Origin of the sequence: [Mycoplasma] cavipharyngis, from assembly GCF_042984175.1 — a bacterium.
Taxonomy (GTDB): domain Bacteria; phylum Bacillota_I; class Bacilli_A; order Mycoplasmatales; family Mycoplasmoidaceae; genus Mycoplasma_N; species Mycoplasma_N cavipharyngis.
Window position 1 is genome coordinate 201,499 of sequence record NZ_CP155569.1, and the last position, 25,378, is coordinate 226,876.

Annotated in this window: 15 protein-coding genes and 1 pseudogene; 10 read left to right on the plus strand and 6 right to left on the minus strand. The window is 26.5% G+C overall.

Annotation, left to right across the window (positions count from 1 at the left end):
* Window positions 1-97 precede the first annotated feature (97 nt).
* The 3 genes from MCAV_RS00800 to MCAV_RS00810 are packed head-to-tail and all read left to right on the plus strand — an operon-like array spanning window position 98 to window position 1,446.
* A complete protein-coding gene (locus MCAV_RS00800) occupies window positions 98-622 on the plus strand; it encodes a hypothetical protein (protein WP_391592000.1) in 525 nt (174 codons plus the stop codon).
* Entirely contained in the window at window positions 612-1,079 is a 468-nt protein-coding gene (locus MCAV_RS00805) for a DUF4231 domain-containing protein (RefSeq protein ID WP_391592001.1), read from the plus strand. Before MCAV_RS00800 ends, MCAV_RS00805 begins: the two co-directional genes overlap by 11 nt.
* Entirely contained in the window at window positions 1,069-1,446 is a 378-nt protein-coding gene (locus MCAV_RS00810; protein WP_391592002.1) for a hypothetical protein, read from the plus strand. Before MCAV_RS00805 ends, MCAV_RS00810 begins: the two co-directional genes overlap by 11 nt.
* A gap of 29 nt (window positions 1,447-1,475) precedes the next feature.
* Here MCAV_RS00810 and MCAV_RS00815 read toward each other — a convergent pair whose 3' ends face one another.
* The 3 genes from MCAV_RS00815 to MCAV_RS00825 form a co-directional block, all read right to left on the minus strand.
* Complete coding sequence (locus MCAV_RS00815; protein WP_391592003.1) at window positions 1,476-3,347, minus strand: MIP family Ig-specific serine endopeptidase; 1,872 nt, start codon at window positions 3,345-3,347, stop codon at window positions 1,476-1,478.
* A 181-nt stretch (window positions 3,348-3,528) separates the two neighbouring features.
* Complete coding sequence (ftsY, locus tag MCAV_RS00820) at window positions 3,529-4,572, minus strand: signal recognition particle-docking protein FtsY (protein WP_391592004.1); 1,044 nt, start codon at window positions 4,570-4,572, stop codon at window positions 3,529-3,531.
* Between the two features lie 3 nt (window positions 4,573-4,575).
* Window positions 4,576-7,530 (minus strand): AAA family ATPase, encoded by a 2,955-nt coding sequence (locus MCAV_RS00825; RefSeq protein WP_391592005.1) that lies wholly within the window; start codon window positions 7,528-7,530, stop codon window positions 4,576-4,578.
* Between the two features lie 340 nt (window positions 7,531-7,870).
* On the opposite strand from MCAV_RS00825, the gene MCAV_RS00830 reads away from it, so the two are divergent.
* From MCAV_RS00830 to MCAV_RS00860, 7 genes are all read left to right on the plus strand, one after another.
* The gene (locus tag MCAV_RS00830) at window positions 7,871-8,407 is read left to right on the plus strand and encodes a hypothetical protein (RefSeq protein WP_391592006.1); all 537 of its coding nucleotides are present in this window, start codon (window positions 7,871-7,873) and stop codon (window positions 8,405-8,407) included.
* A 226-nt stretch (window positions 8,408-8,633) separates the two neighbouring features.
* The gene (locus tag MCAV_RS00835; protein ID WP_391592007.1) at window positions 8,634-9,260 is read left to right on the plus strand and encodes a hypothetical protein; all 627 of its coding nucleotides are present in this window, start codon (window positions 8,634-8,636) and stop codon (window positions 9,258-9,260) included.
* Between the two features lie 323 nt (window positions 9,261-9,583).
* Window positions 9,584-11,410 carry an N-6 DNA methylase gene (locus MCAV_RS00840; RefSeq protein WP_391592008.1) on the plus strand — a complete coding sequence of 609 codons (1,827 nt, stop codon included), beginning with the start codon at window positions 9,584-9,586 and terminating at the stop codon, window positions 11,408-11,410.
* 19 nt (window positions 11,411-11,429) lie between these two features.
* Window positions 11,430-12,119: a restriction endonuclease subunit S gene (locus MCAV_RS00845; protein WP_391592009.1), complete on the plus strand. Its 690-nt coding sequence runs from the start codon at window positions 11,430-11,432 to the stop codon at window positions 12,117-12,119.
* Window positions 12,120-12,123: 4 nt separating this feature from the next.
* The gene (locus tag MCAV_RS00850; protein WP_391592010.1) at window positions 12,124-12,528 is read left to right on the plus strand and encodes a hypothetical protein; all 405 of its coding nucleotides are present in this window, start codon (window positions 12,124-12,126) and stop codon (window positions 12,526-12,528) included.
* A gap of 17 nt (window positions 12,529-12,545) precedes the next feature.
* The gene (locus MCAV_RS00855; RefSeq protein WP_391592011.1) at window positions 12,546-14,111 is read left to right on the plus strand and encodes a DEAD/DEAH box helicase family protein; all 1,566 of its coding nucleotides are present in this window, start codon (window positions 12,546-12,548) and stop codon (window positions 14,109-14,111) included.
* A 15-nt stretch (window positions 14,112-14,126) separates the two neighbouring features.
* A complete protein-coding gene (locus MCAV_RS00860) occupies window positions 14,127-15,200 on the plus strand; it encodes a hypothetical protein (RefSeq protein ID WP_391592239.1) in 1,074 nt (357 codons plus the stop codon).
* Window positions 15,201-15,283: 83 nt separating this feature from the next.
* Here MCAV_RS00860 and rpoC read toward each other — a convergent pair whose 3' ends face one another.
* The 3 genes and pseudogenes from rpoC to pyk form a co-directional block, all read right to left on the minus strand.
* Window positions 15,284-19,195 carry a DNA-directed RNA polymerase subunit beta' gene (gene rpoC / locus MCAV_RS00865; protein WP_391592240.1) on the minus strand — a complete coding sequence of 1,304 codons (3,912 nt, stop codon included), beginning with the start codon at window positions 19,193-19,195 and terminating at the stop codon, window positions 15,284-15,286.
* Between the two features lie 309 nt (window positions 19,196-19,504).
* A pseudogene (locus MCAV_RS00870) lies at window positions 19,505-23,629 on the minus strand (DNA-directed RNA polymerase subunit beta); the annotation flags it as partial.
* Window positions 23,630-23,795: 166 nt separating this feature from the next.
* Window positions 23,796-25,364 carry a pyruvate kinase gene (pyk, locus tag MCAV_RS00875; RefSeq protein ID WP_391592012.1) on the minus strand — a complete coding sequence of 523 codons (1,569 nt, stop codon included), beginning with the start codon at window positions 25,362-25,364 and terminating at the stop codon, window positions 23,796-23,798.
* Window positions 25,365-25,378 lie beyond the last annotated feature (14 nt).

Consider the following 25,378-nt stretch of genomic DNA (forward strand, 5'->3'; position numbering starts at 1 on the left):
TCAAATTACAAGTTTTTAATGATGAAAACTAAAACAATAAATTAAAATAAGATTTAAATTGATAAATTAATGTTAAGAAAGTAATTAATTATTATTAATGATCCAAAACGATCCTAAAACAATTGATTCGTTTTTTTCTAATTACATCCAACAGAAAAAACGTTTTTTGAAAAGACAAATTTTTTTAGCAACCCTAACTGATAAAATCATTAATTGAATTCAAGTAATTTTAAATTTTATTATTTTATTATTAGCAATTATTACAATTTGATGAGCAACTGAAATTCGTCACAATAGTGCTAGTTTACCTTTTTTAAAAAATGTTAAATTTGATGAAACAGGGTTTATTTACACAATTGTCGTTGCTGTTTTTATGCTTTTACTATTTTTATTATCCTTATTTATTGCTGGTTATAAAATGAGCATGAGATGACAACAATATCGTTATATGATGAATGAAATTGAATATTTAATCATTGCTAATAAAAATAATCCACAATATAGTGAAGATGATTGAAACAATGATTATCAAAAAATTATTGATCAGTATTTAGCAGCAGTTAAAGTGCCATGACTAACATTATTAAAAAATACTTTAAAAGGTGATCGAGGTGCTAAATAATTTAATTATTAAATCTGTTGAAGAAGATTTTGAATCTTTTGTAGAAAAATATTATTTGAAATTTAAATTAAAAGCAAAAATTTATCGTTTTTTATATTGATTTGCTAGTATTGCAACATTAGTGACAACTTTAATTATAACTTTAATTACATCATTAATTTCTGCTCAAATTTTAAAACAATCAAACGATTTTGCTTTAATTGTTTTAATTGTTAGTGCCATTAGTTCGTTTTTATCATCTTTTTTAAGTTTTTTTGTGATGCAAAAACGTTATTTAAAAAATGCTGCTTTAATGGAATTTATTAAATTAGAAAGAATTATTTTTAATAACAAAATTGGTATTTATCAAAATTGTGATAACCATCATTTGTTATTTATTCAACGTTTATTTAAAAAATTAGGCATGAGTGTAATTTCATTAAACCAATCAGGAAAGATTTGAACCAATGAAAAATAGTTTAAAAAATAAAATTAATAACCAGTACAATTTTTTACATAAAAAATTTTTAGCATCAAAAACTATTTATTGAACAACTAATATTAGCATTATTGCTATGAATGTGATTTTTGCAATTTTAAACATTCGAGCAATTCAAACTAATAGTGATCCTAGCAATCCATTAAAGTGGGTTTTTTTAACGATTGGGATTATTAATATTTTGATTACTTTTATTACTGGAATTAAAACATTATTAGCTTTATCTAATATTATTGAAAAAAACAATCAAAAAATTATGCAATTAGAAACAATTGAAAAAAATCAATCTAATTTTTCTAATGCTGAAATTATTGATCATTTAACAGAAATCGATTTAGAAAAATAATGCTTAATTTTGAAATTAACAATAAAAATTTAAGCACCTTGATCAAACAAGTAAGTTTTAATCCCACCTTGATTAGCAAAAGCATCATGTAAAGCTTGACGATATGATGTTTTCTGATCAAGCCCATTACCATAAATTAGATCATATTCTGGTAAATAATAATTAGGAATATTACTATATAAAAATCGTTCTGATTTTAATGCTGCTGAAATTCCAACATCAGAATTTAATCAGTCAGCAAAATGTAAACTAATAATTTCATTCTTGTTGTTTAAAACTAAACTACCAGATGAACCACCAGCCATTGCTTCATGTCTTGTAGCATATGCTAAACCACTTTGCACTAATAAACGACCTCAAAATTTTAAAGTTGGTTCACTTAAATTTAGAAAACTATCAATAATGCCTTCATAATTACTAAATGAAGAAAATTGTCGGGTATTAGCAAAAACAGATCCTTGATTTTTAATTGCATTATCTAAATTTGGATAATTTCAACCATTTTCATAAGGATTTTTATTAGTAGCAATCAATGGTCAACTATTATTAGATGCAGGATATCCCGCTGAATAAAAAATCGGATCTTTTCATTTTTTTAATGGTTCAGTTAAATAAGAAGATTTCCTAAAAGCGAATTTTTCTTTTTCATAATAATAGTTTTGAGTAGCGTTTTTAGCATCTTCTTGATCAGCAAATTCAGCTTCAAAAACAGCAAAATCAATGTATTCTTCTAAATCTTTTTCAAAATAGTTAGGAAAAAAATCAGCTGGTTTAGTTTTAAGAAAATCCATTCCAGTATAAAGTAGTTTAGCAGATTTTAAAACTACCATTTGCCCAGCATCAACATTAGCTAATGTACTACCAGATTTACCTAAAGCATTATCATATTGATCACTTCCAACTGGATAATAACGTAATCTAACATTTTTAGTAATGACATTTGTTTTAGGATCGTATTTATATTGACCATATGAATCTTTTGAACTCAATGCCCTAATCACATGTAAATTAGTAGCATAAAATCATTTTGTAGGATATTGATTATTTTCAGGAATTTGATAATCTAAAATTCAACCTGTTCCTGAAGGTGTATTATAAATCGGTCTTAAATCACCTGTATCATCAGTGAAACTTGTATAATCCTTACTAAGATCAACAACTTCATTATCAAAATATAAACTAGCTGAATATTTTAAAATCTTACGATAAGTATCATTAGGTACGGTGTTATTAGAGTTTTTAGCAATTTGTGTATCATATGCATCTGGATTATTAGCTGCAAGATCTCAAGTATTAAAACTAACACCAGACTTATCAGTTGAAAAATTTAAATTTTTGACATTATATTGAACCCGTTTAGTATCTTGTGGGATTTGCATGTTAGCAATTTGATAATTATTATTAACAATTTTACGTTCAAATAAATCATTAAAATTTCTTTGCAAATTACTAGGATAATCTTTAGGATAATGCAATAAAGGTCTTTTATCAGGTGCTAAATCTGTAGCATAACTAATTTGAAATTGATCAGAATTTTCACTATATCAATCTGAACCTTTAGGATTTGAACGTTTTAAAATGCGACCAGTTTGATTTTCTTTAGGGGGTATTTTTATAGGAACAATTGCATTATCTGAAGGTGATTTTAAATCTTTTTGATCATTTGGTTTTTCTTGATCAATAGGATTATGTTGATCACTTGGTTTTTCTAGATAATTAGGATTTTTTTGATCATTTAAATCATCTTGATTAATGGGATTTTGCTGATCATTTGGTTTTGAATGATCATTAATTTGATTAGGGATTTTTGTTGGAGTATTAAATTTAGCACATGCAACTAAACCAAAACTAAAACTAGTAAAAACAATTATTGTTTTAATCAATCATTTTGATTTAATCATAAAAATAAGTACCGTTGTGAAAATTATTAATAATTTTTAATTCAAGCAAGAAACGATTATTAAAAATATCTAATGTTATTATTATAAAGAAGTAAAGATAGTAATTTTGCATTAGAAATTAAAATAAATGATTATTTTTCAATGAAAAAATAATTGATTTTTATAATCACTATTAATTAATTTAAAGATTTAGCGTATCAGTAATTGAATTAACAACCCGTTCTAAATCAAATGAAGAAAGATCATTAATTTTTTCACCTAAACCAATATATTTGACAGGGATATTAAGTGCTTCTTTAATTGCAAAAATAATGCCACCTTTAGCAGTACTATCCATTTTAGTTAAAATAATGCCAGTAATTTTAGCAGCCTTATTAAATGCTTCTGCTTGATATAATCCTGATTGACCAACTAAAGCATCTAAAACTAATAAAGATTCATGGGGTGCACTAAGATCAAATTTTTGAATTACTTTATGTAATTTAGCTAATTCGTTCATTAAGTTTTGTTTGTTTTGTAATCGTCCAGAAGTATCACAAATTAAAACATCATATTTTTCTTCTTGACCTTTAACTAAGCCTTGATAAATGATTGAACTAGGATCTTGTCCATATTTTTTAGGTGTAACAATATTAATTTTTAAACGTTTTGCTCAAATCATTAATTGCTCAATTGCCCCAGCACGAAACGTATCACCAGCAGCTAATAAAACTTTTTTATTTTGTTTAATTAGCATATATGCTAATTTAGCAATTGTTGTTGTTTTACCAACACCATTAGCACCCATAACTAAAATTACATTTAAACGGTCAGGTTGAATGTCTAAACCAGTATCTAAAATATTATCTTGAATATAAGAAACAAAAATTTTATCAACAATAATTTCTTTAATTAATTCAAGATCTTTAACATTATGATATTTAATTTCATCAACAATGGCTTCAGTAATTTTAGTTGCAGTAATTGGACCAATATCAAAACTAATTAAAGTATCTTCTAAGTTTTGAATGAAATTTTGATCAACGGTTTTAAATTCTTTAGTAATATCATTAATTAAGTTGGAAAAACTAGTTGCTGATTTTTTCAAACTTTCATTAAATTTTTTTTGAGAAGCGACATTAACTAAAATTTTTTGTGCTTTAGCTTCATTTTGCTTAATTAACTGTTTTTCTAAATCAGGTTTTTTTTTCATTTTATCAATTAAGCGTTTAAAAAAATTGGCCATATCTTAATTATTTGTTTCACTTTCAGCATATTCAATTGCTTTTTTTAATTCTACAGGAATGATTTTAGAAATTCCTTTAATCATCATTGTGACACCAAATAATGATTCACAACTTTCCATTGTACCATTTCGATGAGTAATAATAATAAATTGGGTTTTATCACAATTAGTTTGAATAATTTGTCCAAACCGTTCAACATTAGCTGGATCTAATGCTGATTCTGCTTCATCTAAAATCACTAAAGGAAAAGCAGACACTTGCAAAACTGAAAATAAAACTGCAAGAGCAACTAATGTTTTCTCTCCTCCAGAAAATAACATTAAATTAGTAATTGTTTTTCCTGGTAAATGAGCATGAATTTCAATGCCACATTCAAGAATATTATTAGGATCATCATAAACAACTTCACAAGATCCACCACCAAATAAATAATGAAAAATTTCAGGTAATTTTTGATTAGTTGATTTAATAATATGATCAAAATCGGCTTTTGCTTTTTGGTTTAGTTGTTCTAAACTATTTTCTAAATCACTAACTGCTTGTTTAATAATATTAAATTGTTCTTGTTTGTATTTAAAGTCTTTTTCTAAATTAGCTAGTTCTTCAGCTGCTTTAAAATTAATGTTACCAATATTTTTAATTTCAGTACTTAATTTGCGAATTAATAATCTAGCTGCTTCAGCATTAATTTCTAAAGGTTGACTAAAATGTTCAATTGCATATTCAACAGTATATTGATACGCTTCCATTAAACGATTAGTATTTGATTCTAAAACACTATTAATTCTTGTTTGTCTTAATTGTAAATCATTAATTGCTTCATTATTTTTTTTAGCAGCATCATTTAAGTTTTCTAATTGAAATTCATAATTTTGAATATCTAATGATAAATTATTTTTAATTTTAATATTAGAATCAATAATTAGTCTTTGTTGTTCTAAACGTTGTTTTTTTTCAATTAATTCAGTTAATAAACTTTCAATTTTCTGCTTTTGATCTACATTTTCAGGATCATTAATTTGTTGTTGGTATTTTTCATATTCTCACTGATAATTATTTAACTTATTAGTGTTCTGTTCAATTTGTGATTTGATTAAAATTAATTGGTTTTTACAATTACTAATTTTGGCATGATTTTCATCATAAACTAATTTGTTTTTAGCTGCTTGATCATTTAATTGCTGACTATGATCTTGTAATGCTAATAATTGCATATCAATTTCTTGAATTTTGGCTTCAATATTAAAATCAGGTCGAATTCGAGTTTTATTATAACCACCACTAATTGAACCACCAGCAGAAATTTGATCACCATCTAAAGTAATAATTCTGTATGCTGAATCAGTATAACGTTTATGAACTAATGCTGCTTCTAAATCTGTAGCAATAATAATTCTTCCTAATAAAGCATTAATGACTGGTAAAAATTTTTCTTGACAACTAACTAGTTCACTTGCTAACCCAACAAAATTATCTAGTTGGTTTAAAATTTCATAATGATGTTCAGGCATTGTACGAATTCTTAAATTATTAATTGGTAAAAAAGTAGCTGTACCTGCTTTATTAGCTTTTAGAAAAGCAATTGCTTTTTTAGCATCATCATCACAATCAACTACAATATTTTTTACTGCTTTTGCTAAAGCTAAACTAATAGCATTTTCATGTTGTGGTTCAACATTAATTAAATTACCTAAAACATCATAGATTCCAGTTAATGTATTTTTAGCAGATAATATTGCTTTAATGCCATATTCGTTGCGAAACTTATTAGTTAATTGATCTTGTAAGTGATATTTTTCTTGTTGTTTTTGCTGAAACTGGTTATTAATTGTATTTAGATCACGTAAAATTTTTTCATGACTATGATTTAGTTGTTGATCGATTGTTTCAAAAGTGCTTAATTCAGTTTCAATTTTATCTTTTGCAAAATTTAATTCTTTAATTTCTAAATTCAGATTAGTAATAAATTGTTTTAGAGCAATGATTTTGTTTTCAACATTATCAGAAGATAATTGTTGTTGTAATTCATTTTCATAATTATTTTTTTGGTTTTCAAGTTGGTTACATTGATTAGATAACTGCAACATTAACTGATTATCTTGATATAACTCTGAATCAATTTCATTAAATCTTTGTTTAACTAATATTAATTTTTGTTTAATTGTTTGAATTTCTTGATCTTCATGACTATAAGTTGCTAATTTCGTATTTAAATCTTTTTCAATTGCTTTTAAAGAATTGCGATACTCAAGAATATCTTGAGCTAAAATTGTCACTTCAATTCTTTTTAACTGTTCTTTTTTATCTAAATAAATTTTTGCTTTTTCTGCTTGTTGACTTAATTTTTCAACTTGTTTATTAACTTCTTTTAAAGAAATTTCAGCTTTTGATAATTCAATTTTAGTTTGGTTTAATTGGTTAATAATTGATTTTTTAAGTTGGGTGTATTTACCAATTTCAGCAGCATTTTCAAAAATTTTACGTCGTTCAATTGGTTTAGCTTCAGTAAACCATGAAACAGTCCCTTGAGAGATAATTCCTAAGGAATGTTTAGTTAATCCTGAATCTAAAAAAATATCACGAATTTGATTTAGTAAAACTGGTTCATGATTAATGAAATATTCATTTTTATTAGTACCACGAGTTAGTCTTCTAGTAATAATAATTTCTTTTAAATCACTTTTTAATACATGATTAGAGTTATCAAATGTTAGTGAAACTTCAGCAAAATTAGCTGGTTCACGAGCATCTGAACCACTAAAAATAAAATCAATATTATGTTTTCCTCGTAGTTGTTTTAATGATTGTTCACCTAATACTCATTTTAAACCATCAACAATATTAGATTTTCCAGAACCATTAGGACCAACAATTCCTGTCATATTGTTAGTAAAATCAATAATGGTAAGATCTGCAAAAGACTTAAATCCTCGTGATTCAAATCGTTTTAAAAACATTATTTTTCCTATTTTATTACTAAGTTAGATAACAAATGATCTCAACAATTTAACTATATATTATATAAAGTATTTTAAGTTAATACTAAAATAACTTAAACTAATGATGAGATTTATCTTCTTAATCTAATAAAAATCAATAGTTTGATCATGTTTTTTTATTATTATTCTATAAAAATAATAACAAGATTTTTAATTAAAACAATTTATAATGAAACTGCTCAGATTATTTGAAAATGTTTGTTGAATAACTGTAATTCTTAACAATTAAAATTTAAAATCAAACGCTTTATTTAATTATTAATCAAATTAATATAACGTGTAATATCTTTATTAATATATGAACCAACTTCAAAATTTAAACCCACCTACTTATATAACAAGCATTTTTAAAATTTATAAATTAAAGTTTATTCTTTATGCTGTTATTATTTTATTATCGATTATTACTACTGTAATATATGTACTAATCGCTTTTCCTAATCAAAATGTTAATAAATTAAATTTAATTGCTGGTTTTTTTGCAAACTTAATTTCTAGAGATATTGGTAGTAAAATTAATGGCATTGTTAGTAAGCCAAACCAACCTTATTTATTATTTTTTGCTGGTTTAATCGTTATTTTTGTTGGTATTATTGCAATTGTATCAAATGCTATTTCAGTATTTGGTTATGCTAAATTAACTGTTGCCTCTTTAATAATTAAAGAATTAGACAATAAAAAATTAGCTAAAACAGCATTAGCGTCGATTATTTTAAATTGAATCGGATTGGGATTAATTACTTTTATTATTGATATTGTGATTTTTTTTAAATTACTAAAACTAAAAAAAGTTTATAACAAAAGTGAAAATGATCCTAATAAGATCAATCAATAAAATTCAATCATTATTTGACAATTAACAATAAAATTTAAACTGCTTTAAAACTTTTAGAGTAGTTTATTTTTATTCAAATAATCACTTAATAAATGATATTTTTATTTTAATTTTTATTAATAATAGAATTAATAAAGTTTCTAATCTTTTTTTAAAAAAAAGTATAATCGATTCACGACGATCATTGTTTATTGCTTTAGAGTAAAACAAACAAGAAAGATTTTTTATGCGTTTTAATATTTGAAATTCAATAATTGTATATTCAATTATTGTCTTATTGGTTGTTTTTATATCATCTGGTAATTATTGGAAAGATTTTGTTTTAACATTTAATCCTTATTATATTTTCATTATTCTTTTTGCTTTTTTCTTATTAGTAGTTAATTCATGAGTTAGTTTTGTTAGAATCAAAAAAATCAATTTTGTTTCTAAAGCTAATTTTTTCTATAGATTATTGCCATGAACAATGATCTTTAATAAAAAATTAACTAATGTTTCTTTTGAAATTGAAAATAAAGTTAAGGGTTATACCTCTTTTATAATTTATCCATTAGTATTAGCAATTTTTATTACTGAAGTTGTTTCATCTCCAATTTTTCTTTCTGGTCTTTCAAGTGTAATTAATAGTCAAGTTAAAACAACAGAAAGCGCTCAAGGTATTTTAAAAGCTTATACAGCAATGAGTTTTATGATAATGGCTCCTTTTCTTGTAATTCCAATGACCATTTTCATTGCTTATGTTGCTTTTTCAACAACTTTTAATAAAAATGTTGAAAAACAATCAAAATGATTCAAAGCATATTTATTCTTTTTCCCTTATATTTATCTATTAACCTATTTATCTATTAACTAAAAACGCAACTAACACTGAATCTTTCAATTCCAACATTAAAATTCAACCAAATTTTAATTAATTGTTTTATTATCATCTTAATTAAATTATTATGAAGCATTGAAATATAGATTGATATATTTTGATGCTTCTTTTTTTGTTTAAAATAATAATTTTTTAAACTTGAAAATTACAAATTAATGATGATTTAGTAATGATCAAATTAATTTATTTATTAAAATTATTATTAAAACGAATTTATTTAAAGCAAAATTAAAAATCTTTTAAATTAATATTTTTAATTGAAAAGAATTAATCATTATGAAGAATGATCAGATTATCAAATGTCAGAAATTAAATTAGAACATGTTCTTAATGAACAAACAAGCAATCGCTATGATGAATTAGCTGCATTAATTTGAAAAATTGCTAATATTCTTCATGGATTGTATAAACCGCATGAATATGGTAAAGTTATTTTACCTATGACTGTTATTAAAAGATTGCATGACACTCTTTTACCAAATCACAATCAAATATTAAAAGAATTAAAAGAACTACCTGAAAATTTGGTTTCTGAATTTAAGAATAGTCAATTAGAAAAAATATCAGGTTATCGATTTTATAATAAAAGTTCTTATACATTTGACACTTTATTAAAAGATCCAAAAAATATTGAAGACAATTTTCGTTCTTATTTAAATGGTTTCTCAGACAATGTGCAAGAAATCTTAGATAAATTTGAATTTCGTCAGCAAATTGAAAAATTAACTAACAATAATAAACTTTTTTCAATTATTAATGAATTTAATCGAAAAGAATATTATTTAGGCGCTGATGAAATCACAAGTTCTGATATGGGTTATGTTTTTGAAGAATTAATCCGAAAATTTTCAGAAAGCCATAATGAACAAGCCGGATCACATTTTACTAGTCGTGATATTGTTTATTTAATGACTGATTTATTATTAGTTAATCAAAAAGATGAAACAAATTCTTTGATTAAAACTGTTTATGATCAAACAATGGGGACATCACAAATGTTATCTGCCATGGCTGAACGAATTAAACTACTTGATGCTAATATTTCTGTTGAAACTTTTGGTCAAGAAATTAATGGTGAGACTTATGCTATTGCCAAAGCAGATACAATGATTCGTGGTGGCAATCCTGATTTTATGCGATTAGGTTCAACATTATCTAATGACGCTTTTAAAAATCGTACTTTTGATTATGTTATTTCTAATCCCCCTTTTGGGATTAGTTGAGAAAGTGAAAAAACAGAAATCAAAAATGAACATGATAGTGGCGAAAATGGTCGTTTTGCACCTGGATTACCTAAAATATCAGATAGTCAATTATTATTTTTATTAAATGGTATTAAAAAATTAAATGATAATGGTCGAATGGCTATCATCCATAATGCTTCAGCTCTTTTTTCAGGTGATGCAGATAGTGGAGAATCTAACATTAGAAAATATGTTATTGAAAATGATTGATTAGAAACAATTATTCAATTGCCAGAAAATTTATTTTTTAATACTAGTATTCCTACATATATTTGAATCTTAACTAAAAATAAATTAGAAAAACGTAAAGGTAAAGTTCAATTAATTGATGCCAGCCTTGCTTTTAGTAATCGTAAAAAAAATATTGGTACGAAACGAGTTGATATTGAAAAAATTCATCGTGAATTAATTGTTCAAGTTTATGGTGATTTTACTGAAAAAATTTATCATCAAAATCAGATAATTGTTGAATCAAAAATTTTTAATAATGAAGATTTTGGTTATCTAAAAGTAACAGTTGAAAACCCATTAAAAGATGAAAATGGAAAAATAATTTTTAAAAAAGATAATAAAAGTCCACAATCAGATGCTAAATTACGTGATTATGAAGAATTTTCTTTACCTTCTAATAATGAAGAAGAATTTCCATATATTAATTATGTTAATTCTTGAATTAAAAATAATGTAATTCCGTTTAATTCAGAAGCATGAGTTGATCATAAAAAAACAAAAATTGGTTATAAAATCCCCTTTCTTCGTTTATTTTATAAATATCAAGAATTAGAAGAACCTTCAGTTATTTTTAAACGAATTCTTGATGTCCAAGATCAACTTCAAAAAAGCATTACAACACTGTTAGATTTTAATAATGATAATAATTAAAAATAAAATTCATAAACTTATGAACATCAATAATGACACTCTAAGAGAGAGAGAGAGAGAGAGAGAGAGAGAGAGAGCCGGTTCGCATAATGGCATTGTCTGACTAGATCAAATTCCATCTGGTTGAAAATGTAAAAAACTTAAATATCTTTGTGATATTAGCAATGGTAATAAATTTAGACAAGATAATGATCCAAATGGTATTTATCCTCTTTATGTTAATTCAAATAATATTTTAAAAATTAATGATTGAACTCATGATACATTAGATATTCTAACTCCTGGAGGAGGAGATGTTGGTAATGTTTGACATTATGTGAATGGTAAATTTTCAGTTCATACTGATGTGTTTGTAATTGACAAATTTAAAAATAATCAAATTTTTTCTAAATTCTTATTTTATTACTTAAAAGGAACATTTAATAAACAACCAATTATTGAAATTAGAGTATCATTTGTTCACTTACGTCCCATTGTTTTAAAAAATTTTCCTATTCTAATTCCTTCATTAGATGAACAGAAAAATATTGTCAATTATCTTGACCAAAAATTAAATTACATTGATCAATTAATAAAAAATAATCTCAATTTAATTGATCAATTAGAGCAATACAAAAAATCCTTAATTTTCAAAATTGTGACAAAAGGAATCAATTTTATTAATAATTTAAAGATTAAATTGAGCAAAATAAATAAGGAGAGTAGTTAAGATAATGATCAAAGATAATGAAAAACGATTTGAACAAGATATTGAAACATGATTAATTTCCAAACAAGGTGGTTGATCTAAACAATTATTTCAAAATAATGAATTTGATAAAATCAAAGCTTTAGATTTAAAAACTTTAATTAGTTATATTGAAAAAACACAACTAAAAAAATGAAAGGCATACCAAAAAGTTATTGGTAATGATCCAATAAAACGTTTTTATAATCGTTTTGAAGAAACTGTATCAAAATATGGCATGCTTTATGTTTTGCGAAATGGAATTGATGATTATGGTTATAAATTTAAAGTAATTCAATTTAAACCAGCATCAAATTTAAATCAAGAAACAAATCAAGCATATAATGAAAATATTACTACAGTAACTCGCCAGTTTTTTATAGTGCTATAAATAATAAGTCAATTGATATGGTTTTATTAATTAATGGCATTCCATTAGTTGCAATTGAATTAAAAAATCAAATAAAAAACCAATCAGTTGAAAATGCTAAAAATCAATTTATGTTTGATCGTGATCCTGATGAATTAATTTTTAAATTTAATCATAGGATTTTAGTTTATTTTGCTGTTGATTTATATGAAGTTTATATGACAACACATCTAAATAAATCTAAAACAGTTTTTTTACCATTTAATCAAGGTTCACAAGGCGCAGGTAAAGTTGGCGGTAAAGGCAACCCTAATAATCCCAATGGTTATCAAACAGCTTATTTATGAGAAAAAATTTTACAAAAAGATGCTTTTTTAGATATTTTAGATAATTTTATTAATTTAGAAGAAAAAGTTGAAAAAAATGATCATGGTAAAAAAATTATTAAACAAAAATTAATTTTTCCTCGTTTTCACCAATATGATGTTGTGAAAAAATTAGTGGCTGATACGATTAAAAATGGCTCAGGTCAACATTATTTAATTCAGCATTCAGCAGGATCAGGCAAATCAAATTCGATCGCATGACTTGCTTATCATTTACAAAAAATTCATGATCAAAATAACCAACCAATCTTTAATTCAATTATTGTTATAACTGATCGTAAAGTGCTTGATCGACAATTACAAAAAACAATTAATTCTTTTAATTCACACATTGGTCTTGTAGAACTAATTGATCATAGTAAAACTTCTAAAGATTTATTAAATGCCATTATTGACAATAAACAAATTATTGTGACAACATTACAAAAATTTCCTGTTATTTATGATAGTGAAATGATTAAAAATTATGATTCTCAAGGAAAACGTTTTGCAATTATTGTTGATGAAGCTCATTCTTCACAAACAGGTATTTCTGCTGAAAAACTAAAAAGTATGTTTGCTGATAAAACAGCAGCATTAGAAGAATATGAAGCAATTGATGCTGATGAAGCAGTTAAACTAAGTGATTTTAGTGATGAATTAAATGCGATTTTACTCAGTCACGGTCGTCATCAAAATATATCTTTTTTTGCTTTTACAGCCACACCTAAACCTAATACATTACAAATGTTTGGATCAAAAACACCTGAAGGAAAATATGTGCCATTTCATATTTATTCAATGCGACAAGCAATTGAAGAAGGCTTTATTTTAGATGTCTTAAAAAATTATATGACTTATACTACAGCATATAACATTGTCAAAAATATTCCAGATGATCCTGAATTACCAAAATCAAAAGCAAAAAAATTAATTTCTCGTTTTGCTGATTTACATCCTTATAATTTGTCACAAAAAACTCAAATTATGATTGAAATTTTTCGTGAAAAAATATTTTCAAAAATTAATAGTAAAATGAAAGCAATGGTTGTCACTAGTTCTAGAATGGCTGCAGTTAGATATACTAAAGAATTTCGCGCTTATATTAAAGCAAAAAATTATCATCAGATTAATGTTTTAATAGCATTTTCAGGATCAATATCTGTTGATCAAGAAGAACATACTGAAGCAAATATGAATGGTTTTAGTGAAAACCAATTACGTGATAAATTTGCTTAAAATGAATTTAATGTTTTAATTGTTGCTGATAAATATCAAACTGGTTTTGATGAACCACAATTGCAAATCATGTTTGTTGATAAAAAATTAGAAGGTGTTAATGCTGTACAAACATTATCGCGTCTGAATCGCACAATGATCGGTAAAGAAGAAACTTTTATTTTAGATTTTAAAAATACTGCAAGTGAGATTCAAAAAGCGTTTCAACCTTTTTATGAAGTTTCAATATTAGACCAAGAAATTAATCCAAACATCCTTTATGAACTGAAAGCAAAAATTCGTAATTACAATATTTACAATGATCAAGATATTAAAAAAATTATTGATTTATATTCTCAATCACAAATTAGTTATCAAGATGAAAAATTACTTGGTAAACTAACTAGTCTTTTTAATACTATAATCAAACGTTATGATTTATTAGATAATGACACTAAATACCAATTTCGTGATTTATTAAAAAAATTTTATAACCAACATAGTTATATCACGCAATTAGTTCGCATTTTTGATAAAAGCCTATTAGAAGAATCAATTTTTGTGCGTTATTTAATTAGCTTTACTTTTTTATCAAAAGATCATGATGATCAAATTAATTTGCACGACAAAATTAAGATGGAATATTATAAATTAGTTAAATCAGAAGAAGTTTCAATTATGCTTGCTAAAAATGAGACAGTTGAACTTAAACAAATTAATGATGTTAGTTTAATAGCACCACCAGTTGATGAACGCAGTTTATTGACTGAAATTATAGAAGAATTTAATGCTAAATTTTCTTATGCTTTTAGTGAAGATGACAAAATAATTGTTAATACGATTTTAAAACATGTGACAAAAAATCCTAATAACAAACAAATAATTTTAGCTAATAAATATGATTTTGATACTTTTAAAGATTTATACCATCAAGAATTTTCCAAACGTTTAGATCAAATTTATCAAAGCAATAAAAATACTTTTAATAAATTATTTACTGATGAAAATATTTTTAATTTCATTAAAGATCAATCAGCAAAACTAGCCTATCAAACTTGACGTAATTATGATCATGAAAACGAATTAGATTTAAGTTTTTTAAATAAATAAACTAGTGTTTGTAGCAATAAAAAAAAGACACTCTATAAATTATCGGTGTCTTTTTATTTATCTATTTTAGAAAAAGTTAAATGCTAATAATTAAATCGACCTAATTTATTAGCTTCATCAATTACTTCTTGAGCAGTTTTTAATCCAGTACCTGCTGGAATTAAGTTACCCATAATCACATTTTCTTTTAATGAATATAAGTTATCAATTTGTCCTTTAACAGCAGCATCAGTAAGAATTTTTTTAGTATCTTGGAATGAAGCGGCTGATAAGAAAGAATTAGTATTAGCTGGTGCTTGTTCTAAACCTAGAACAATATTAACAATTGTTGGTGGGTTTTTACCATTTAATAATAATCGAGTTGATTCTTCACGAAACAGATTAACATCAACAATTTCATGAATAAATCATGATGAGTCATTTGGTGATTGAATTTGCACTTTTGATGTTAATTGTCGAATAATAACTTCAACATATTTATCAGCAATTTCAATTCCTTGTAAACGATAAACTTTTTGCACTTCTTTAATCATATAATTTCTTACAGCATTAATACCAGCAATTTTTAGTAACTCACGAATGTCAATTGAACCTTCAGTAATTTTATCACCAACACTAACTTTATCACCAACAGCAACTCGTAGTGAAGAATTAATGTTAACAATATAAACACGATAATCAATCTCATTACGGATTTTAATATGAATTTGTGCTACTTTAGCACCAGCTAATGTTTTAGTTTCAATTGATTCAACCACTCCATTTAATTCAGAAATAACAGCAGTTTCTCATTCCTTAGGAGTAATCATATTAAATAATTGTTTTAAGCGTTCAAAACCTTCAACTAAATTCGATTCACCAGCAACCCCACCTGAGTGGAACGTTCTCATTGTCAACTGTGTACCAGGTTCACCAATTGATTGAGCAGCAATAACACCAATGGCAGTTCCAATTGCAATTAACTCTCTTGTTGTTAGATCATTACCAAAACACATTTGACAAATGCCTTGTTTTAGTTGACATGCTAAAATTGAGCGAACTTCAACTTTTTTAATCCCACTAGCAATAATTTTTGCAGCAACAGTTTCATCAATAATTTGGTTTCGTCCCACAATCAATTCTTTAGTTTTAGGATGATAAATGTTTTCATTGGACATTCTGTGTAACATGCGCTCTTCTAATAATTCAATTGGACTTGATAATCTTGTATCAACAATATCTTCAAGAATTAAACCCTTACGAGTACCACAATCATGTTCACGAACAATTACTTCTTGATTAGCATCAACTAGTTTACGAGTCATATAACCTGTTTCAGCTGTTTTCATGGCAGTATCAGTCATTCCCTTACGTGCACCATATGAAGAATTAAAGTATTCTAAAACAGTTAAACCTTCAATGAATGAGTGTTTAATTGGCATTTCAATAATGTCATGAACTACTGTTGATTTATGTTTTTGGTTATAGTTATATGATTTACTCATTAACCCTCTCATTCCTGATAACTGAGTAAAGTTAGAAACATTACCCCTAGCACCAGATTCTGCCATGATCATAATGGGATTATCTTTTTCTTTTTTAGAACTCATAATCGATTTAATCCCTTTAGAAACTTGATCTTTAACATCGTTTCAAATTTTAATCGTTGCTCGATATCGTTCATCATTAGTTAATAACCCTTTAGCATAATAACTTTTTTGTTTTGCTACTTCAGCATCAGCTTTTTCAAACAACTCATATTTTTCTTGATAATGTGGTACATCAAAAGCAGAAACAGTAGTTGAAGATTTAGTAGAATACTCAAAACCTAGATGTTTAATATGATCAAGAATAATTGGAATTTCTTGAGGTGAATAATTGTTATAAATTGCTAAAATCAATTTTGATAAAGCATTTTTATTAAATGCAGGACGAATTTTTTTATTAGCAATTGCTTTAGCAACATTATCTTGTGGACTTAAAATTTCATTCGGATCCATTGCTTCAGGTAAAGTTTGATTTAAGTAAATAAAATCTTTAGGCAAAATCCGATTTAGAATTAGTTTGCCAACAGTCGTAATTAAAATCCCTTGTTTAGGAAATTTTTTATGAGGCATTTCTTTAGTTGGAATGGCAATAATAGCGTGTAAATGAATTTTTTTCAATTCATAAGCAATGACTGCTTCATCAATGGTAGAAAAAAATGAACCAGTACCATATTTTTCATTTGATTCATTAGTTAAATAATAAATCCCTAGAATCATATCTTGAGTTGGAGTAATTACTGGTTTACCATCTTTAGGTCCTAAAATATGTCATGGTGCTAATAAAATACTACGTGCTTCAGCAATTGCTTCTTCAGAAATTGGCATGTGAACAGCCATTTGATCACCATCAAAGTCAGCATTAAATGCTGGAGTAACTAATGGGTGTAATTGAATTGCTTTACCTTCAATAATTCGTGGTTCAAAAGCTTGAATTCCTAAACGGTGTAAAGTTGGTGCTCGGTTTAAAAGCACAGGTCGTTCTTTAATTACTTGATGAACAATTGGTCAAATTTCAGGATCTTGACGTAAAATCATTTTTTCTGCTGCACGAATGGAATTAACAATTGGTTTAACATCATTACCATATTTATCAGTATTACGAATTAGTTCACGAATAATAAATGGTTTAAATAATTTTAAAACCATTAAAATTGGTAAACCAACTTCATACATTTTTAATTCAGGACCAACAACAATAACACTACGAGCTGAATAATCAACCCGTTTACCTAATAAATTTTGACGAAACAAACCTTGTTTACCTTTTAAGTGTTCAGTTAATGATTTTAAAGGGTGTTTATCTTTAGTAACTAAAGGTTTTTTTCGAGCATTATTATCAATTAATGAATCAACTGCTTCTTGTAACATCCGTTTTTCATTATTAATAATAATTGAAGCAGCATTTAGATCTAAAACTCGTTTTAAACGTTGGTTTCGAATAATAATACGACGATAGAAAGTGTTAATATCACTAGTAGTAAATCTACCACCTTCTAATTGAATAATTGGTCTTAAATCAGGTGGAATCACAGGAATAGCACGCAATACCATTCATTCAGGTCGATTACCAGAATTAATTAATCAGCGAATGACTGATAGTCTTCGTAAAATGCGTTTAGTTTTAGTATTAGTGTAATTAATGTGATCGTCTTTTAGTAATTGTTCTTCTAATTCCTTTTCGACTTTTTCAAGTTCAATATTTTGTAACAATTCTTCAATTGCTTCAGCACCAATACCAACGCGTAAACCAGAATATTTTTCTAAAAATTTAAACATTTGTTCAACACTAAAAGGTAAGTTGGATTGTTGTAAATTTTTATAATATGACATTCCTTGTAAATATTCAATGTCATCAGCATCATTATTTTTAGTAGCTAAAATTCGATCACAAACTAGTTTAATTAGTCTTCTTAATTTTGTTCGTGTAGCAATTGATTGTTTAAAATCAGCTAAATTTAAAATCTCATTGATACTAAAATTAGATCGTTCATTCTCAAAACGAAGAAAACCAGGATCAAGAACGATGTAATTTTGAAAATAAACAACTTCTTCAATTTGTTTATAAGTCATTCCTAGAACTAATGAAATTTTAGAAGGTAAAGGTAATTCCTTAATCATTCAAGTATGAGTTACTGGACATGCTAAATCAATATGACCAACTCGTTCACGACGAACAATTGATTCAGTAATTTCTACACCACAACGTTCACATCGTTTACCACGATAACGAACTTTTTTATATTTGCCACAAGTACATTCATAATCTTTAATTGGTCCAAAAATAACTTCATCAAATAAACCACCGCGTTCTGGTTTTAATGATTTGTAATTAATTGTTTCAGGTTTAGTAATTTCACCCCGTGATCATGAACGAATCATTTCAGCAGAAGCCAAACCAATTTGGATCGCATGAATTCTTAAATCATTTTGTTGTTCTAATGCTGTTTCTTCTTGTTTTAACTTTTCAATTCGTGCTTGAATTTCTTCTTTATTTAATGCCATAAGTAAATATTTAATCTTTTTTCTTTATTGTTCAATTTAAAAATTTTCATCAGAACTATCAAATTCATCATGCATAATGTCATGTGAACTTTTAAGATCATCATCATCATTTTCATCATCTTCAAGCATGACATCATCCATTAGATCATCTAGTTCTAAATTAGTTTCTGGTTGTAAGTCGATTTCATTTTCTTCTTTATAAATTTCATTTTCAGTAAACTGATTTACTTCATCAATTCCTTCAATCTTATTTGATTCTTTACTAATTTGATTAATTTCATTTTCTTCGTTTTTAATGTTTAAGAAATCATAAGAATTAACTAAAGGTTGATCACTACCATATTTCAAATTAATTCTAAAACACAACCCTTCTAGTTTTTTAATTAGTAGTTTAAATGATTCAGGAATTAATGGTTGAGGTAGTTTTTTACCTTTAATGATTGCTGAATAGACAGCATTACGGGCTTGAACATCATCAGATTTAACAGTTAATAATTCACGTAAATTATAAGCAGCACCATAAGCTTCTAAAGCTCAGACTTCCATTTCACCAAATTTTTGTCCACCATTTTGTGATTTACCACCTAATGGTTGTTGGGTGATTTTAGAATAAGGACCAACAGATCGAGCATGAATTTTATCATCAACCATATGATCTAATTTCAACATGTAACTAATTCCAACAGCAATTGGATGTTCAAATTTTTCACCAGTACGACCATCATATAGATCAAACTTACCTTTAGTTTTTATTGGATCAATTCCAGCTTCTTGCATAATTTCAACTAAATCTTTTTGATTTACTCCAGAAAATACAGGAGTACAAATTTTATAGTTAAGATCTTCAATTGTTAATCCTGATTTTTGTAAAATAATTACTAAGTTTAAATTGTTTAGTTTTTTATTAGCTTTCTCTTGAGTATCAATTTTTAAAGTTGCTAAATGTTCTTTAAAATTTTTCATTAATAGTTTAATGCTAGATTCACGTACACCAAACATTTGACTAATAACACTATGATCTAAATTAGTAAAATGAGCTTTAATTAATTCTTTTAAAACTAGTTTGCGTGCTGCAAGACCTAAGTGCATTTCTAAAACTTGACCAATGTTCATTCTTGATGGTACACCTAATGGGTTTAATAAAATATCAATTGGTGTTCCATCTTCTAAATGAGGCATATCTTCAATTGGCACAATGCGTGAAACAATCCCTTTATTTCCATGTCTTCCAGCCATTTTATCACCCATTTGAATTTTACGTTTTTGAGCAATAAAAATTTTAATGATTTCAATTACATCATCATTTAAATCATTACCAGATTGAACTGAAAATCGTTTTACAGCAGCAACAACCCCTTCACCACCATGTGGCACTTTTAGAGATGAATCTTTAACTTGACGTACTTTTTCAGCAAAAATGGCTTGTAATAATTTTTCTTCTGAAGTTTGTTCAACTTGAGCTTTTGGTGAAGTTTTACCAACTAAAATATCACCTTCATAAACTTCAGCACCAACCATAATAATCCCATCTTCATCTAAATAACGTTTAGCATCATCTGAAACATTAGGAATTTGACGGGTAATTTCTTCATCACCATTTTTAGTTCTTAAACATTCAATGGTGTGTTCATCAATGTGAATTGAAGTGAAAATATCATCTTCAACTAAACGTGAAGATAAAACAATAGCATCTTCATAGTTATAACCACTTCAAGTAGTAAAAGCAATTAAAACATTTTGTCCTAAAGCTAATTCACCATTTTGCATTGCTGGACCATCAACTAAAATTTGGTCTTTAAAAACTTTTTCACCAACTCTTACAATTGGTGTTTGTGAATTAGAAGTATCTTGATTAGATCGTTTAAATTTAGTTAAATGATATCGTTTATTAACTCCAGCATGATCATAACGAATCGAAAGACTATCACCATCAACAGCAACAACAGTACCATCTGCTTTAGCAACTAATGCCATTCCTGAATCACGAGCAATTGCATATTCTAATCCTGTACCAACAGTTGGTGCATATGGTTTTAGTAATGGTGTGGCTTGACGTTGCATGTTAGCACCCATTAATGCCCTATTAGCATCATCATTTTCTAAAAAAGGAATTGATGCAGTAGAAATTGAAACAACTTGAGATGGATTAACATCAATATAATCAACATCTTTAGCGTCAAATGATTCAATAAAAGAACGATATCGGGCATTAACTGGTGATAATAGTTCGTTTTTTTCATTACGAGCACTAATCGCTTCAGTAATGACATACTCATCTTCTCTTAATGCAGTTAATCAAGTAATTTCATCAGTAATTTGACCATTTTTCACTTTGTAGTATGGTGAAGTAATAAAACCTAATTCATCAATTCGTGAATAAGTTGCTAATGACATAATTAATCCAATGTTCATTCCTTCTGGTGTTTCAATTGGACAAATTCGACCATAGTTAGAATAGTGAACATCACGAATGTCTAAATTAGGATCATCGCGATTAATCCCACCAGGTCCCATTGCTGAAATTCTTCGTTTATTAGTTAATTCTGATAAGGGATTTTGCTGGTCAATAAATTGGGTTAATTGGTGTGAATTGAAAAACTCTTTAATAATAATTTGAAATGGTTTAGTATTAATTAAAGATTTAACAGTAATTTTTTCTTGACCAATTTCGTTTTTTAAAGAAATATGCTTCATTTTTACTTCTGAAGCAGCCATTTTTTCATGAATGAATTTTTCAATTCTTAATAAGGCAATTTGAATCCGATTACATAATAATTCTGAAATTAGACGCATTCGTTTATTACCTAAATGATCAATATCATCAAAAGTACCAATATCATTTTCCATATGTGATAAATAAGAAAAAATCGAGAGAATATCAGTAAAGAAAATTGTATCAATTGATGTATAATCAGGCACCCCAATTAAAGTTAGAATTGGACTGTCTTTTTCTTGATTAGCAAAAATTTTAACTTTTTCAAAAACAACTTCTTTATAAAAATCTTTATTACGGAATTTTTTAGGAATATGATTTAACTTAAAAGATTCCATAATATTTAAATTATGTTCATAAGATAATTTTTTGAATTTTTGAATCTCATCTTTTAACATTAATGTGCCTTTTTTAAAGATGATATTACCTTGATTATCTTTAATATCTTGAGCTAAAGTTTGATGGTACAATCGTTCAGAAATTCGTAATTTCCGATTTAGTTTATAACGACCAACTTTGCCCATATCATACATTCTTTTTTCAAAGAAGTAATTTCATAATAATGCTTGATATGAAACAATTGGTGCTTTAGCAATTTTATAAGAAATATTAATTTGATTAATAATGTGCTTAGCAGCCCGTTCAATACAAATTTGTTCTAATAGTGGTTCAGCCACTTCAAAAAACTTATCAAATTCATTAAGAATTAAATGATAATTTTGATTTTCAGGATTAGTTTGACTCAAATCATGTTTTAGTGTTTGATAAACATCACCAAACTTACTAAAATATTTGACTAATAGTTCATATAAACGTAAGTCTAAACGGTTCTCATGATCTTTTAAGAGTTCAGTAGGATCTTTTGTTTGACTAATTTCTACTAAAATTTCTTGAATATCAGGATCATTTAAAATTTCACGAATGTTAAATGATTCACCACTTAAAGTTTCATGAGCATAAGGATTATGTTCAAAAACTCCTAGAAATTGCTGTTCAGTTAAACCTAATCCTTTAAGTAAAGTAGTTGAAGAAAACTGAACAGCATTTTCACCACTATTACTTCTAGCAAGAGTACGAATTTGTTTGTGTCCATCAGGAATATAAAATAGTAATAATGCTCCTTTTAGTGGTAATAATTCACAAATTGTTCCTTCTTGAATTTTTTTACGAAAGTTTGATAATTTTAATTGTGACTTATTTAACATATAAGCACCAGGAGCACGAATAATTTGTGAAATAACAAATTTTTCAATCCCATTAACAATAAAGGTGCCTTTTTCAGTCATTAAAGGAATATCACCAAAAAAAATTAAGTTTTCATGTCCCTTATTTCTTTTACTACCTAATACTTTAACTTCACCAGTTTCCTTATTAATTAAAGTTAATTGAACATATAAAGAAGCTTGATAAGTTTTTGATTGCTCTCAAGCATCATATTCATTAATGTCTGATTTTTTTAAAACAATTTTATTAAAGTGTAATTCTAAATTTTCAGAATATGAAATAATGGGGAAATTACTTTGAATTAATTTTTCTAAATCATGTTCAATAAAATTTTTATAAGATTGTGTTTGTGCGCCAATTAGACTAAGTGGTCTTTGGCTGTTAGGAATTTTTGAATAATTACGACGACTAACAAGATTGCTAATTTTGTCAATGTAAAATGATTGTTTTAAATTAGGATTCATAAAATAATTTCTTTTTCTTCTAAAGTAAGGAAGATTAATTTTTTTTAATAATTTTCTAGATTAAAAATGACTAATCATTTCATTAGTAAATGATTAGGACAATTAATTTTTAGAATTATTGGATTACTATTTTTTTCAAATGATGTTATAAAAAAAGCAAAAAAAATTAGTGCAAAATTTTAACTTCAACACCAGTTATAGCAGTATTGTTATCAATTTCATAAAGATCAGTACCACAAACAACTAAAGTTCGTCTAGTTAATTTACTATCTCTACGTGTTTGCACTTGATTATCATAATAAGCTTTTAAATAATCAGCTGCATACATTTGAGCATGACTGACATCTTCAACTAAAATTGGTAAAATACCATATAAAACTCCTGAACCATAATAAACATTAGGATCATTAGTAAAAACTAAAACTCTTGTTGCAGGTCTAGCAGCAGAAATTGCTTGAATTAATTGTTCACTAGGACCAAAAATAGCAATTCCTTGATAAGTAAAACCACTATTCATAATTTCTCGTTTAGGAATAACAGTTTCAGCAATTTTTTTAGCAAATTGGTATAAAGGAGTATTAAATTTGGGTGAATGAATGAAATAAGTTTCCAAACTACGTTTATAGTCAAAGAAAATTTCTGATTGTCGATCTAAACGTGACATCACATTAATTGCATTAACTGGATATAATCCTTGAGCTGATTCACCAGATAGCATTGTAGCATCAACGCCTAATTCAACTGCTCAGAAAACATCAGAAGATTCAGCACGTGTTGGAATAATATTTTTTTCTAAACTATCTAACATTTGTGTTGCCATAATGACAGGAATATTAGCATAACGACATTTTTTAATAATATATTTACCCCAATAAGGAACTTCATAATAAGGCACTTCTAAACCTAAATCACCCCTAGCAATCATTACTCCATCAGCAACACTAATAATTTCATCAATGTTATCAATTCCTTGTCGAGTTTCGATTTTAGCAATTAATTTAATGTGTGAACCATGATTAGCATCTAAAATCGCTTTAATATCTAATAAGTTTTCTTTAGTGTTGACAAAACTTACTGCAATGTAATTGAATTGGTGTTCAATGGCTAATAAAATATCATTACGATCTTTATCACTTAAAAAAGGAATTGTGTATTTAGAACTGGGTAAGTTAATTCTTTTATTAGTTTTTAGTAAATGATCATTTAAAACAATGGCTTCAATTAAACCTTGATCAACATCAACTTTTGCTACTTCTAAACTTAATTTACCATCATCAACTAAAATTTTGTCATTAACATTAACATCTTTAGCCATGTTATATGTTCCAGTAGAATCAATTACAGAAAAACTAGTTGAACTACCAATAATTTTTTCAGTTGTATGAATCATAATAATTGATCCAGCAGTAAATAAAACACCACTATCTTGCTCCATTTGAAAGACACGAATTTCTGGACCTTTAGTATCAAGCATTAGTGAAACAGGTCGTTTTAATTCTCTAGCAACATCACGCACAATTTTAGCCCGAACTAATTGTTCTTCATGACTACCATGAGAAAAATTCAACCGGGCAACATTAATTCCTGCAAGTAATGCTGCTTTAGTAGTAGTATATGCTTTTTGCACGATTGCTTGATTATCAGGATTTTCAAGACTTGCAAAAGTGGTTAATTTTTGGGTAATTGCAGGACCTAAAGTAGCAATTATTTTAGTTCTTCTTAAATGACTAATCATAAGATTGAAATTCA